The organism is Paenirhodobacter ferrireducens, assembly GCF_004022265.1.
GTDB lineage: Bacteria > Pseudomonadota > Alphaproteobacteria > Rhodobacterales > Rhodobacteraceae > Rhodobacter > Rhodobacter ferrireducens.
In genome coordinates, this window is record NZ_SAVB01000005.1 from 145,998 (window position 1) to 159,110 (window position 13,113).

Genomic DNA, 13,113 nt, shown 5'->3' on the forward strand with positions numbered 1-13,113 from the left:
TGTCACAAGCCATTCTGGCAATTCTTCTGCATATGTTGTAGCAAGCGCCTGACCAATATCCAAGGGTTTGCGTTCCGAGGACAATTCCGTCCCGGGTGCCACCAGATGAAGGGGCCGTGCAGTGATCGAGCTGCAAAATGTCGCCATGGGCTACGGCGGGAGCGAGCTCGTCGCCGAGATGACGTTGAAGCTGGTGCCCGGATCGTTCCATTTTCTCACCGGGCCATCCGGGGCGGGCAAGACCAGCTTTCTCAAGCTGTGCTACGCCGAGATGCTGCCCACGGCCGGCTATCTGAACCTGTTCGGGCAGGACGTGCGCACGATGACGCGCGACGACATCGCCCATGTCCGGCAGAAGATCGGTGTCGTGCATCAGGACTGTCAGTTCCTCGACCACCTGCCGGTGGCCGAGAACGTCGCTCTGCCGCTGACCGTGGCCGGCCGCTCGGTCGACGGCGCCGAGCTGCGCGAGCTGCTGACCTGGGTCGGGCTGCGCGCACAGGCGGGCGCGCTGCCGCCGCAACTCTCGGGCGGCGAGCGTCAGAGGGCGGCGCTGGCCCGTGCGGTGATGATGTCGCCCGAGGTGATCATCGCCGACGAGCCGACGGGCAACCTCGACTGGGAAATGTCGCTGCGGCTGCTGTCGCTGCTGGTCGAGCTGAACCGGATGGGCAAGACCGTGGTGATCGCCACCCATGACCTGAACCTGATCCGGCAGGCGAAGGCGCAGGTCTCGGCCCGGGTGCTGCGGATCGCGAACCGGCGGCTGCATCTGGCGGGGGCGGATCTGTGATGATGCGACTGACAATGTTCCGCGCCGACATGAGCGCCACCGACCGCGTCGTGCCGCCCTCGGGGCACACGGCCAACCTGACCGTGCTGACCTCGGCGGCGATGGCCTTCCTCGCCGTCTTCGCGCTGGCGCTGTCGCTCGCCTCCGGCCGGCTCGCCGATCGCTGGTCCGAGGCGCTGGCGCGCTCGGCCACGATCCGGATCTCGGCCCCGCCCGAGCAGATGGAGGCACAGACCAAGGCGGTGCTCGACGCGCTGTCGACGACGCCCGGGGTCGAGAGCTATCGCGCCCTCGACGACGCCGAGATGAAGAAGCTGCTCGATCCGTGGTTCGGGCCCGACCTGCCGGTCGACAGCCTGCCGCTGCCGAAGCTGGTCGAGCTGACCGAGACCGCGCAGGGCATGGACACCGAGGGGCTGCGGCTGCGGCTTGCGGCCGAGGCGCCCGGCGCGGTGCTCGATGACCACACCCGCTGGCGCCGGCCGCTGGTCTCGGCGGCGGGGCGGCTGCGCTTCCTGGGGTGGCTCTCGATGATCCTGATCGGCGGGGCGATGGCGGGGATGATCACCCTTGCCGCGCAGGCGGCGCTTGCCGCGAACGGGCAGGTGATCCGCACGCTCCGGCTGGTCGGCGCGCGCGACGCCTTCATTGCCCAGGCCTTCGTGCGCCGCTTCACCCTGCGCGGGCTGAGCGGCGCCGCCGCGGGCACCGTGGTCGCGATGATCGCCATCGCGCTGCTGCCCGCCACGGACGAGGCCGGCGGCTTCCTCACCGGGCTGGGCTTCACCGGCTGGGGCTGGCTCTGGCCGCTGTTCATCCCGCCGCTGGCAGCCCTTGTGGCCTTTGGCGCGACCCGCCACGCGGCCTTCCGCATGCTGAAGGAGGTGCGCTGATGGTGCCGGCAGACAAGATGCGCCCGGGCAAGGTGACTTGGTTCACCTATCTGCGCTCGGTCTTCTTCTACATTCACATCGCGCTGGTGACGCTGGTTCTCGGCCTCTGGGGGCTGATCTTCCAGGTGCCGTGGTATGGCCGCAGCGGCGTGCACCGCGTCGCCTCGGTCTGGAGCCATGCGCTCTTGTGGGCAGCGAAGGTCGACCTCGGCCTGAGCTACGAGATCCGCGGGCAACCGCCCGTGGGCGACTGCATCATCGGCGCCAAGCATCAGAGCTTCTTCGACATCCTGATCATCGCCCGCCACGCGCCCGAGCGTGCCTTCATCATGAAGAAGCAGATCCTGCGCGTGCCGATCATGGGCTGGTTCGCCTGGAAGGCGGGCTGCATCCCGATCGACCGCTCGAAGGGATCGGAGGCGATGAAGGTGATGCTGGCGGAAGTGACGGCGCGGCAGCAGGGCGAGGGGCTCGGCCAGCTCATCGTCTATCCCGAGGGGACGCGGGTGAAGCCGGGCGAGAAGCGGCGCTACAAGCCGGGCATCGGCGCGCTCTACGAGGCGACGGGGCTGTCGGTGGTGCCGGTGGCGACGAATGTCGGGCTGTTCTGGTCGAAGCGCGGCTTCCCGATCCGCTCGGGCGTGGGCGTCGTCGAATACCTGCCGGCAATCGCGCCGGGGATGGCGCTGCACCCGCTGATGGAGCGCATCGAGGCCGAGGTCGAGGGCACGTCGGACGCGCTGATGGCCGAGGCGGGGTTCGTCGCAAAGGACGCGGGACGGCGCTGAGGCGCCGGATCCGGACGGCTCAGGCGATCTTCAGCGCGGCGATGCCGGCGACGATCAGCACCACGCCCAGCCCGTGCATCAGGTTCAGCGGTTCGGTGAAGAACATCGCTGCATAGATCATCGTGCCAAGCGCGCCGATACCGCTCCAGACCGCATAGGCGGTGCCCACCGGCAGCGCGCGCATCGCATTCGCCAGCATCAGGAAGCTGATGACCACCGTCACCACGGTGACCACCGAGGGCACCAGCCGGGTGAAGCCCTCGGAATATTTCAGCCCGACCGCCCAGACCACCTCGAGCAGGCCGGCGATGGCAAGGGTGATCCAGGGGTTCACGCAGCGAGCCCCTTCGAGCCCATGTCGAGGAACTTCTTGCGGCGGTCCTTGATCAGCTCGGCCGGCTTCTTGCCCTTCATCTCGTCGAGCATCAGCGCGATTTCCGAGCCGACCGCGGCGATGGCTGCGGCGCGGTCGCGCTGTGCCCCGCCGAGCGGCTCCTTGATGATCCGGTCGATCACCGCAAGCTTCTTCAGGTCCTGCGCGGTCAGGCGCAGCGCCTCGGCGGCCTCGCGCATCTTCTCGGCATCCTTCCACAGGATCGAGGCGCAGCCTTCCGGCGAGATCACCGAATAGACGGAATGCTCGAGCATCGCGATCCGGTTCGCCGTGGCAAAGGCCACCGCGCCGCCCGAACCGCCCTCGCCGATGATGACCGAGACCAGCGGCACGCCGATCTGCAGGCATTTCTCGGTCGAGCGGGCGATCGCCTCGGCCTGGCCGCGCTCTTCCGCGCCCTTGCCCGGATAGGCGCCGGGAGTGTCGACGAGGGTGATGACCGGCAGCCGGAAGCGGTCGGCCATGTCCATCAGGCGGATCGCCTTGCGATAGCCCTCGGGGCGGGCCATGCCGAAGTTGCGCTCGATCCGGCTTGCGGTGTCATGGCCCTTCTCGTGGCCGATCACCATCACCGGCGCGTCGTTGAAGCGGGCAAGCCCGCCCATCACCGCGTGATCGTCGGCGAAGTTCCGGTCGCCGGCGAGGGGCGTGTATTCGGTGAACAGGGCCTCGATGTAATCCTTGCAATGCGGCCGGTCGGGGTGGCGCGCGACCTGGGTCTTCCGCCAGGGGCTCAGGTCCTTGTAGAGGTCCTTGAGCAGCTGCGCCGCCTTCTTGTCGAGCGCGGCGGCCTCTTTCTCGACATCCATCTCCTCGTTGGCGCGCGCCAGTGCCCGCAGCTCCTCCGCCTTGCCCTCGATTTCCGCGAGCGGCTTTTCGAACTCGAGATAGGTGGCCATCGAAACCCTCCGTCAGTGCTGCCGACTATATGCCGGCGCGGCACGGGAATTGCAACTGACGCCGCGGGAAGGTGACGGAGCGCGCGGGCGGTGGCATGCTGGAGCGGGGAGGATCCGGCACGGGTGAAGGAGCGGATCCGATGGGCTACGAGATTTCGGTTCGGGAACTTGGCGCGGCGCGGCTGGCGGGGGTGCTGCACCGCGGCGACTATCGCAAGCTGGGCAGCAGCTTCGAGCGGCTGCGGGAATTGCTCGGCCCCGGAGACTGGGCGCAGGTGCGTCGCGCGGCGGCCGTGGGCCATGACAATCCGCGCCGCACCGCCGAGGCCGACCTGCGTGCCCATGCCTGCGTGCTGGTCACCGAGGCCTTCGCGCTGCGCCCGCCGTTTGAGGAAATCCGTTATCCTGCGGGACGATACGCGGTCATGCTGCTGCGCGGCCCCTGCGATCAGCTGCCCGAGGCCGGGCGCGGGTTCATCGAGGACTGGCTTGCCGCCTCGGGTGAGATGGCGGCCGGCCCCGCGCCCTACGAGGTCTATCTGAACGATCCGCGCGACACGCCGCCGGCCGAGCTGCTGACCGAGGTGCGGCTGCCGCTGGTCTGAGAGAGCCGGAAAAGGAAAACGCCCCGATCCGGGGATCGGGGCGCCCCTGTTTCCCTCATGCAGGCGGGGCCTCCCCTCCCCACCGCTCCGGGATCCAGACCGATTCGCGTCGGCGAATCGTTTTCACAGTGCTCAAGCTTTCATCATTTCGGCCTGTCTGACAATAACTTCTGCCTGTCGGATCGAAGCAATATCGACAAGACGGCCCTTGTAGACGGTCGCCCCGGCGCCTTCGGCCTTGGCTTTCTCCATCGCGGCGAGGATTTCGCGCGCTTCGGTGACTGCCGCTTCGGACGGGGTGAAGACCTCGTTCGCAAGCGCGACCTGCTTCGGGTGGATCGCCCATTTGCCGACCATGCCGAGCGTGGCCGAGCGCAGCGCCTGCGCGCGGAAGCCCTCGTCGTCCGAGAAATCGCCGAACGGGCCGTCGACCGGCAGGATGCCATGGGTGCGGCAGGCGGCGACGATCGCAGCCTGCGCCCAGTGCCACGGGTCCGACCAGTATTTCGCGCCCTCGCGGATCATGTAGTAGTTTTCCTGCGTGCCGCCGATGCCGGTCGTGGCCATCCCCATCGAGGCGGCGAAGTCGGCGGCGCCAAGGCTCATCGCCTGCAGGCGCGGGCTCGAGGCGGCGATTTCCTCGACATGGGCGATGCCGGCGGCGGTCTCGATGATGACCTCGAGCGAGATCCGCTTCTTGCGGCCCTTCGCGGCCTCGATCGCGGTGACCAGCGCGTCGACGGCATAGACGTCGGCGGCGCAGCCCACCTTCGGGATCATGATCTGGTCGATGCGCTCGGAGCCCTCTTCCAGCAGCTCGACCACGTCGCGATACCAATAGGGGGTGTCGAGGCCGTTGATCCGCACCGACAGGTACTTGGTGCCCCAGTCGATGTCATGCGAGGCGGCGATGATGTTGCGCCGTGCCTGCGCCTTGTCGTCGGGGGCGACCGAATCCTCGAGGTCGAGGTTGATCACGTCCGCGGCCGAGGCGGCCATCTTCTCGAAGATCGCCGGGCGCGAGCCGGGCCCGAAAAGCTGGCAGCGGTTGGGACGGGCGGGGGCAGGCGGCTGGACGCGGAAGCTCATGGCACCTCTCGGCAAGTATGTTACGAGTTTTGTTGCTGCTGGGATATAATCTTGCGCATCTGCATGCAAGCCTTGTTTCGCAATCGCAGAATCGCGCGCCCTTCGTGGTGATGAATTTCATGGCGGAAAGAAAACTTGCATCTTTCTTCGACAAATCTCCGAAAGTGTCGAAGATTCTTCGATGTCCTGTGCGATCGCGGCGCATGTTTCTCAGGAAATCCGGTGCGGTCGCGGTAATCTTTCGCCAAACACCCCATCAGCACGGCCGAGGACACCATGGCGCAGATCGAGACCCCCTATCTTCTTTTCCTGGGCGATGCGCCCGACCAGCTGGCTGCCAAGGTGGCGCAGGGCATCAAGGACTGGCGTCCGGAATTCGCCGTGGGCCAGTATCGGATGGAGGGCTGCAAGGCCGACATGGGCCTGCCGGACATGAACCTCGCGACGGCGAAGGCCGCCGGCTGCAAGACGCTGGTGATCGGCGTGGCGAACCGCGGCGGCGTCATCTCGCCCGCCTGGAAGAAGGTGCTGGTCGCGGCGCTGGAAGAGGGCTTCGATCTGGCTTCGGGCCTGCACAACCTGCTGCGCGACGAGCCCGAGCTTGTCGCCGTGGCGCAGGCCTGCGGCCGCACGCTGCATGACGTGCGCGTGCCCTCGGTCGCCTATCCGATCGCGAATGGCGTGAAGCGCACGGGCAAGCGCATGCTCGCCGTCGGCACCGACTGCTCGGTCGGCAAGATGTACACCGCGCTCTGCATCGAGAAGGAGATGCGCGCCCGCGGCATGGCGGCCGATTTCCGCGCCACCGGCCAGACCGGGATTCTCATCACCGGCGACGGCGTGCCGCTCGATGCGGTGATCGCCGATTTCATGGCGGGCTCGGTCGAATACCTGACCCCCGACAATGACGCCGACCATTGGGACCTGATCGAGGGGCAGGGGAGCCTGTTCCACGTCAGCTATTCCGGCGTGACGATGGCGCTGGTGCATGGCGGTCAGCCTGACGCGCTGGTGCTGTGCCACGAGCCGACGCGGCCCCATATGCGCGGTCTGCCGGGCTACACGCTGCCCTCGCTCGAGGCGCTGCGCGACGTGGCGCTGACGCTCGCCCGCGTGGCGAACCCGGCCTGCGTGGTCGCGGGCATCTCGGTCAACACCCAGCACATGGCCGAGGACGAGGCGAAGGCCTATCTCGCCAGGCTCGAGGCCGAGATGGGCCTGCCCGCCACCGATCCCTTCCGCTTCGGTGCGGAAAAGCTCGTGGACGCGCTTGCCGCGATCTGAGACGGTGATGCCCGCCGGGGGGGATGCCCTCGGCGGGACTATTTTTGCCAAGAAAAGGGGGGAACGGGATGATTTCCGTGACCGCGGACGTGTTCCGCCTGGCCGAGGTTTTCACCATCTCGCGCGGCAGCCGCACCGAGGCGAAGGTGCTGACGGTGCGGATCGAGCGGGGCGGCCTGACCGGCTGGGGCGAATGCGTGCCCTATGCGCGCTATGGCGAAAGCCTCGAGACGGTGACCGCGCAGATCGAGGGGCTTCCGGCCGCGATCACCCGCGCCGGGCTGCAAGAGGCGCTGCCGCCGGGGGCCGCGCGCAATGCCGTCGACTGCGCGCTGTGGGATCTCGAGGCGAAGGCCGCAGGCAAGCGGGTGTGGGAGCTTGCGGGCCTCGCCGCGCCCGGGCCGCTGACCACCGCCTACACCCTTTCGCTCGATACGCCCGAGCGGATGCAGGCGGCGGCGGCAAGGAATGCCGCGCGGCCGCTTCTGAAGATCAAGCTCGGCACGCCCGATGACATGCCGCGGCTGGAAGCCGTGCGGGCGGGGGCGCCCGCCTCGACGATCATCGTCGACGCGAACGAGGGCTGGAGTGCCGAGGTCTATGCCGATCTGGCGCCGCATCTCGTGCGCCTTGGCGTGGCGCTGGTCGAACAGCCGCTGCCGGCGGCTGCCGACGAGGCGCTGATCGGTCTCACCCGCCCAGTGCCGGTCTGTGCCGACGAAAGCTGCCATGACCGGGCGAGCCTTGCCCACCTCAAGGGCAAGTACGACATGATCAACATCAAGCTCGACAAGACCGGCGGGCTGACCGAGGCACTCGAGCTGCGCAACCTTGCCCGCGCCGAGGGCTATCGGGTGATGGTCGGCTGCATGGTCGGCTCGAGCCTCGCGATGGCGCCCGCCGTGCTGGTTGCGCAGGGCGCGGAGGTTGTTGACCTTGACGGGCCGCTGCTTCTGGCCGAAGACCGCGACACGCCGCTGTGTTACGACGCAGGCCGCGTTTTCCCGCCCGAACCGGGCCTGTGGGGCTGAGAAGGAGATCTGCATGAGCCGCACCGTCTATCTGAATGGCCAGTATCTGCCCGAGGAAGAGGCCATGGTCTCAATCTTCGACCGTGGTTTCGTCATGGGCGACGCCGTCTACGAGGTGACCTGCGTCCTCGATGGCAAGCTGACCGAGTTCGAAGGCCACATGGCGCGCCTCGAGCGCTCGCTGCGCGAGCTGGAGATGACCTGCGACATCAGCCGCGAGGAATGGCTGGCGATCCACCGCAAGCTGATCGAGCTGAATGGGCTGACCGATGGCGGCGTCTACCTGCAGGTGACGCGCGGCAACGCGGGCGATCGCGACTTCCACTTCCCGCCGGCCGGCACGCCCGCGACCGTGGTGCTCTACACCCAGTCGAAGCCGGGCCTGGCGAACGACCCGCACGCGCTGACCGGCATCAAGGTGATCTCGGTGCCCGACCTGCGCTGGCACCGCCGCGACATCAAGACCGTGCAGCTGCTTTGGGCCTCGATGGCGAAGATGATGGCCGAGAAGGCCGGCAAGGATGACGCGTGGTTCGTCGAGGACGGCTTCGTCACCGAGGGCTCGTCGAACAACTGCTACATCGTCAAGGGCAACAAGATCATCACCCGCAACCTGTCGAATGACATCCTGCACGGGATCACCCGCGGCTCGGTGCTGAAGATGGCGCGCGAGGCGCAACTGGAGATCGAGGAACGCCCCTTCACCATCGAAGAGGCGCAGGCGGCGGACGAGGCCTTCTATACCTCGGCCTCGGCCTTCGTGATGCCGATCGTCGAAGTGGATGGCGTCAGCCTTGGTGACGGCACCCCCGGCCGGGTGTCGAAGCGCCTGCGCGAGATCTACATCGAGGAAAGCCGCAAGGTCGCGATCTGATCCCTCCTGCACGGCACCGATCAGGGCCCCGGCTTCGGCCGGGGCCTTTTCGTTTCAGGCATTGCTGCGGAAGCGGAAGATCGCCGGGGTCAGGCTTGCGGCCTCGGTGTCCTCGATCAGCAGAACCGGCGCGCCGGCGATCAGCACCCGGGCGTGCGGGCCCGCCTGCTCGAAGCGGATCTGCTCGGCGGCGGGGGCGGGGATGTCGAGTTCGAGCTCGAGCAGATCGCCGGGGGCGAAGCCGCGCACGTGGGTCAGGGCGGCGTCCGGCGGGCCGTCTTCCGCCTCTGGATCGGCAGCTCCGGCCGTGATCCGGGCGAGACCCGTCTCCCGCGCCCCGGTCTTTGGCGCGTCGGCCGGGGCAGGGCCTGCCGGGGTAGGGGCGCCGGCCGACGGCGGCGGCGTGTCGCGCCGGCCGGACGAGAGCTCGGCCCAGGTCAGCAGCGCAAGCGTGGCGCCGAGGGCGAAGAACAGCAGGAGCAGCACAATCATCCGGGCCTCCGCAGGCTTTGACAAAGCCTGCCCCCGGCGTGGGCGCGGCGCAAGGCTTTCGCGCCGGCGCCAGCCCCGTTCGGGTCGCGCGCCGGATTGTCAGCCGTCTGGCTATGCGGCGATCTCGATGCCGTAGCTGTTGCCACTGGTCTCGTCGGCGACCACGATCGTGTTGCAATCGCGCAGCGTGTCGAGTGTGCAGCCGGCAAGCCGCGCGACCAGCGCGTCGTTCACGAACAGCCCGACGCCGCCCTCGATGCTGTCCATCTGGAAGCTGTCCTGCGCGGGGTCGAAGTTCGGCACCGAGATCCGGATTTCGTCCTGTTCAGCATATCCTGACCCGTCGCTCCAGGAGAACAGCTGAATCTCGACCGGCGCGTCGCCCTCGTTCCAGTCGACGATGAAGAGGTCGTCGGCACCGTCGTGCACCGCGACGCCGTTCAGCCGCGAACCGCTCGACATCACGTCGCCGTCGTCGCCGATCATCACATCCCGGTCGTCGCCACCGATCAGCGTGTCGGGCGCGCCCGAGACGTCATCAAGCGCGCTCAGCGTGTCGTCGCCCCAGTTCCCGACCAGCAGGTTGCGGCCTTCGCTGTCGGTGAGCGTGTCGTCGCCAGACTTGCCATAGAGCGTGTCATCGCCTGCGCCACCGTCCAGGCTGTCGCTCCAGCCATTGCCGCTCAGGTTGTCGTTGCCGGCGCCGCCAAGGAGCGTGTCGAAGCCGTCGCCGCCAAGGAGCAGGTCATCGCCATCGCCGCCGTCGAGCACGTCGTTGCCCCATGCACCCTCAAGCGTGTCGTCGCCGTCGTTGCCGGTGAGCGTGTCCTCGCCGGTGCCGCCCAACAGCAGGTCGCTGCCGGCACGGCTGGTCAGCGCGTCGTCGCCGCCAAGGCCGACCAGTGTGTCGCCGCGCATCGAGCGCGACGAGAGCTGGTCCCAGGCCTCGTGCCCGACGATGTATTCGCCGCGCAGGACATCGGGCGACAGGCTGGGCGGAATTGCACGATGCCAGGAGTTCTTGACGAGGATCGCGGTGGTGCCGTCGAGCGCGTCGAGATCGACATTCGACAGCGTCGCGGCCGGCTCGCCGTCGATCATCAGCGTCACGTCCGACTCGCCCGAGCGCTCCATCCAGAAGCTGCCCGCATCATGGTCGAAGTTCTCGTACAGGATAACAACCCGGTCCCTGCCAGCGAAATCGGTGATGGTGACCGGGGTGTCGCCCGGCTCCCACAGGATCTGGAACGTGTCCTGCCTGCCGTCGTCACCGCCGGTCATCGTGTCGCCGTCGTCGCCCATGAGAAAGTCGCTGCCCCGGCCGCCGTCGAGCAGGTCGGGCTGGCCGTCCTCGTTGTCAGTGCTGACCAGCGTGTCATTGCCCGATCCGCCCAGCAGCGTGTTTTCGCCAAGGTTGTCAAAGAGCAGGTCGTTGCCGACATTGCCGGCGAGCGTGTCGTTGCCGGCCTCGCCCATCAGCGCATCGTCGCCGGTGCCGCCGTCCAGTCTGTCGTTGCCTTCGCCGCCCCGCAGGCCGAAGACATCGTCGTCCTTGATGGCCTGGTCGAGCTGCCACTGGCTCGCGAGCCAGCGGCTGTTCCACTGATCATATCGGTCCGACGCGATGCGGTCGTTGCCGGCATTGCCGAAGAGCGTGTCGTCGCCGGTGCCGCCCGAAAGCATGTCGGCACCGTCGCCGCCGCTCAGCCGGTCGTTGCCGTCGTCGCCCGAAAGGCTGTCGGCCTCGCCGCCGCCAAGGAGCGTGTCGTCGCCCTCGCCGCCCGAGAGCGTGTCGGCGCCGTGGCTGCCGTCGAGCGCATCATTGCCCTCGCCGCCTACCAGCACGTCGTCGCCGTCCCAGCCCACCAGCGTGTCGTTGCCCGCCTCGCCCGCCAGCACATCGTCGCCCGACCCACCACTCAGGCTGTCATGCCCGTCGCCGCCGCTCAGCGTGTCATTGCCCATCTCGCCGCTCAGCGTGTCGTCGCCCGCGTTGCCGGTGAGCAGGTCGAAGCCATTGCCGCCCGAGAGGCTGTCGTCGCCCGCGCCGCCGGTCAGCGTGTCGGGGCCGGCAAAACCTGACAGCGTGTCGCCGGCATTTCCGGCCTCGAGCGCGTCGGTGCCATTGGTCCCGAGGATCACGTGGCCCGCGGTGTCCGGGCTTCGTGCCGCGAGGCTGGCATCCGCGCCGTTGGCGGTCTGTGCCAAGTCCGCCACCCCATACTGATAGCCGGTCGCGGAGTCGGTCAGGAAGATCGCATCGCTGTCGTGCAGTTCGTCGAGTGTGGTGCCTTCGAGCGTGCCGACCAGCGCGTCGTTGACGTAAAGCCCGACGCCACCACCCTCGAGGCTGCCCATCAGGAAGCTGTCCTGTGCGGGGTCGAAGCCGTCGACCATGACCTCGATCATGTCGTGGTGGGTGAAATCGGTGATCGTGACCGGGGCGTCGCCCGGGGCCCAGACGATGCCGAAACCGTCTTCGCCGTCGCCGCCGGTCATCGTGTCGCCATCGTCGCCAAACAGCAGGTCGTCGCCCGCGCCGCCGTCGAGCAGGTCGGCCGCCCCCGCCACGGTGTCGAGCGCGATCAGCCAGTCGTCGCCCGAACCGCCCAGCAGCGTGTCCTGCCCCGAATCGTCGGCGAGCAGGTCGTCGCCGACATTGCCCGCCAGCGTATCGTTGCCCGCGCCGCCGATCAGCGCGTCGCCGCCGGTGCCGCCGTTCAGGCTGTCGTCGCCTGCGCCACCGTCAAGGCCGAAGACACCGGCATCGTGCAGCGCGCCGGTCATGTCGTCGAGCGAGGTGACCCCGTCGATGATGCTGTCGAGTTCCGAGACACCGCGGTCATTGCCGCCGCCGCCCATGATCGTGTCATTGCCATCGCCGCCCGTGAGCAGGTCCGGACCCGAGGTGCCGGTGAGGTGCTGACCGATGAGGTCTGCCGGATCCGTGACCTCCTCTTCGGGCGCCGTCTCGTCCGGGGTGTCGGGCGCTTTCGTGGCGGCCTCGGCCCCGTACTGGTCACCCGTCGCGGAGTCGGTCAGGAAGATCGAGTCGCTGGAATGCAGATCGTCGAGCGTGGTGCCTTCGAGCGTGCCAACCAGCGCCTCGTTGACGTAAAGCCCGACGCCGCCCTCGAGGCTGTCCATCAGGAAACTGTCCTGCGCGGGGTCGAAGCCGTCGACCACGACCTCGATCATGTCGTCGCGGGTGAAATCGGTGATCGTGACCGGGGCGTCCCCCGGGCTCCAGACGATGCCGAAACCGTCTTCGCCGTCGCCGCCGGTCATCGTGTCGCCATCGTCGCCAAGCATCAGGTCGTCGCCCGCGCCGCCGTCGAGCAGGTCGGCCGCCCCCGCCATGTTGTCGAGCGCGATCAGCCCGTCGTCGCCCGAACCGCCCAGCAGCGTGTCCTGCCCCGAATCGTCGGCGAGCAGGTCGTCGCCGACATTGCCCGCCAGCGTATCGTTGCCCGCGCCGCCGATCAGCGCGTCGCCGCCGGTGCCGCCGTTCAGGCTGTCGTCGCCTGCGCCACCGTCAAGGCCGAAGACACCGGCATCGTGCAGCGCGCCGGTCATGTCGTCGAGCGAGGTGACCCCGTCGATGATGCTGTCGAGTTCCGAGACACCGCGGTCATTGCCGCCGCCGCCCATGATCGTGTCATTGCCATCGCCGCCCGTGAGCAGGTCCGGACCCGAGGTGCCGGTGAGGCGCTGGCCGCTGTGCTCTTCGCTGGCATCGTCATGGGTGTTGTCGTCATCATCCCCGAAACCGCTGAATGCGGCCCCGGCAAGACCGAGCGGCAAGAGTGCGAAAAGCCACAACATATCCATGGTGAAAATACCTCAGGTAAAAACAGTGATTGGTTTCAATGTCGCGGGATCGCGGACGAGGTCAAGAAGAACGGTAAAAAAATGGTGAAGCCGTAACGTCGTATCGGACAATCTCGCGCCGGTTGCGGAATTGTTTCCCT

Annotated in this window: 12 protein-coding genes; 7 read left to right on the plus strand and 5 right to left on the minus strand. The window is 67.9% G+C overall.

Features of this window, described 5'->3' with window-relative positions; genetic code table 11:
- Window positions 1-121 precede the first annotated feature (121 nt).
- The 3 genes from EOW65_RS05470 to EOW65_RS05480 are packed head-to-tail and all read left to right on the plus strand — an operon-like array spanning window position 122 to window position 2,474.
- Window positions 122-793, plus strand: coding sequence for a cell division ATP-binding protein FtsE (locus tag EOW65_RS05470; protein WP_128147974.1), 672 nt, complete (start codon window positions 122-124; stop codon window positions 791-793).
- Window positions 793-1,686 carry a cell division protein FtsX gene (locus tag EOW65_RS05475; protein WP_164880006.1) on the plus strand — a complete coding sequence of 298 codons (894 nt, stop codon included), beginning with the start codon at window positions 793-795 and terminating at the stop codon, window positions 1,684-1,686. Before EOW65_RS05470 ends, EOW65_RS05475 begins: the two co-directional genes overlap by 1 nt.
- On the plus strand, window positions 1,686-2,474 hold the full coding sequence (locus tag EOW65_RS05480; RefSeq protein ID WP_240664514.1) for a lysophospholipid acyltransferase family protein: 789 nt from the start codon (window positions 1,686-1,688) through the stop codon (window positions 2,472-2,474). Before EOW65_RS05475 ends, EOW65_RS05480 begins: the two co-directional genes overlap by 1 nt.
- Window positions 2,475-2,493: 19 nt before the next feature.
- On the opposite strand, the gene EOW65_RS05485 is transcribed toward EOW65_RS05480, so the two are convergent.
- Complete coding sequence (locus tag EOW65_RS05485; protein WP_121530236.1) at window positions 2,494-2,808, minus strand: DMT family transporter; 315 nt, start codon at window positions 2,806-2,808, stop codon at window positions 2,494-2,496.
- Complete coding sequence (locus tag EOW65_RS05490) at window positions 2,805-3,767, minus strand: acetyl-CoA carboxylase carboxyltransferase subunit alpha (protein ID WP_128147975.1); 963 nt, start codon at window positions 3,765-3,767, stop codon at window positions 2,805-2,807. The genes EOW65_RS05485 and EOW65_RS05490 overlap by 4 nt, the downstream gene beginning before the upstream one ends.
- Window positions 3,768-3,907: 140 nt before the next feature.
- On the opposite strand from EOW65_RS05490, the gene EOW65_RS05495 reads away from it, so the two are divergent.
- Window positions 3,908-4,372 (plus strand): AraC family transcriptional regulator, encoded by a 465-nt coding sequence (locus EOW65_RS05495; RefSeq protein WP_164880007.1) that lies wholly within the window; start codon window positions 3,908-3,910, stop codon window positions 4,370-4,372.
- Between the two features lie 132 nt (window positions 4,373-4,504).
- Here EOW65_RS05495 and EOW65_RS05500 read toward each other — a convergent pair whose 3' ends face one another.
- Entirely contained in the window at window positions 4,505-5,461 is a 957-nt protein-coding gene (locus EOW65_RS05500; RefSeq protein ID WP_128147977.1) for an L-malyl-CoA/beta-methylmalyl-CoA lyase, read from the minus strand.
- 276 nt (window positions 5,462-5,737) lie between these two features.
- Here EOW65_RS05500 and dgcN point away from each other — a divergent pair, with 276 nt between their 5' ends.
- From dgcN to EOW65_RS05515, 3 genes are all read left to right on the plus strand, one after another.
- A complete protein-coding gene (gene dgcN, locus EOW65_RS05505) occupies window positions 5,738-6,745 on the plus strand; it encodes an N-acetyltransferase DgcN (protein WP_128147978.1) in 1,008 nt (335 codons plus the stop codon).
- Window positions 6,746-6,813: 68 nt separating this feature from the next.
- On the plus strand, window positions 6,814-7,776 hold the full coding sequence (gene dgcA, locus EOW65_RS05510) for an N-acetyl-D-Glu racemase DgcA (protein WP_128147979.1): 963 nt from the start codon (window positions 6,814-6,816) through the stop codon (window positions 7,774-7,776).
- 13 nt (window positions 7,777-7,789) lie between these two features.
- On the plus strand, window positions 7,790-8,650 hold the full coding sequence (locus tag EOW65_RS05515) for a D-amino-acid transaminase (protein WP_128147980.1): 861 nt from the start codon (window positions 7,790-7,792) through the stop codon (window positions 8,648-8,650).
- A 54-nt stretch (window positions 8,651-8,704) separates the two neighbouring features.
- Here EOW65_RS05515 and EOW65_RS05520 read toward each other — a convergent pair whose 3' ends face one another.
- Window positions 8,705-9,142 (minus strand): hypothetical protein, encoded by a 438-nt coding sequence (locus tag EOW65_RS05520; protein ID WP_128147981.1) that lies wholly within the window; start codon window positions 9,140-9,142, stop codon window positions 8,705-8,707.
- Between the two features lie 111 nt (window positions 9,143-9,253).
- Window positions 9,254-12,973: a calcium-binding protein gene (locus EOW65_RS20360; protein WP_128147982.1), complete on the minus strand. Its 3,720-nt coding sequence runs from the start codon at window positions 12,971-12,973 to the stop codon at window positions 9,254-9,256.
- Window positions 12,974-13,113: the final 140 nt, after the last annotated feature.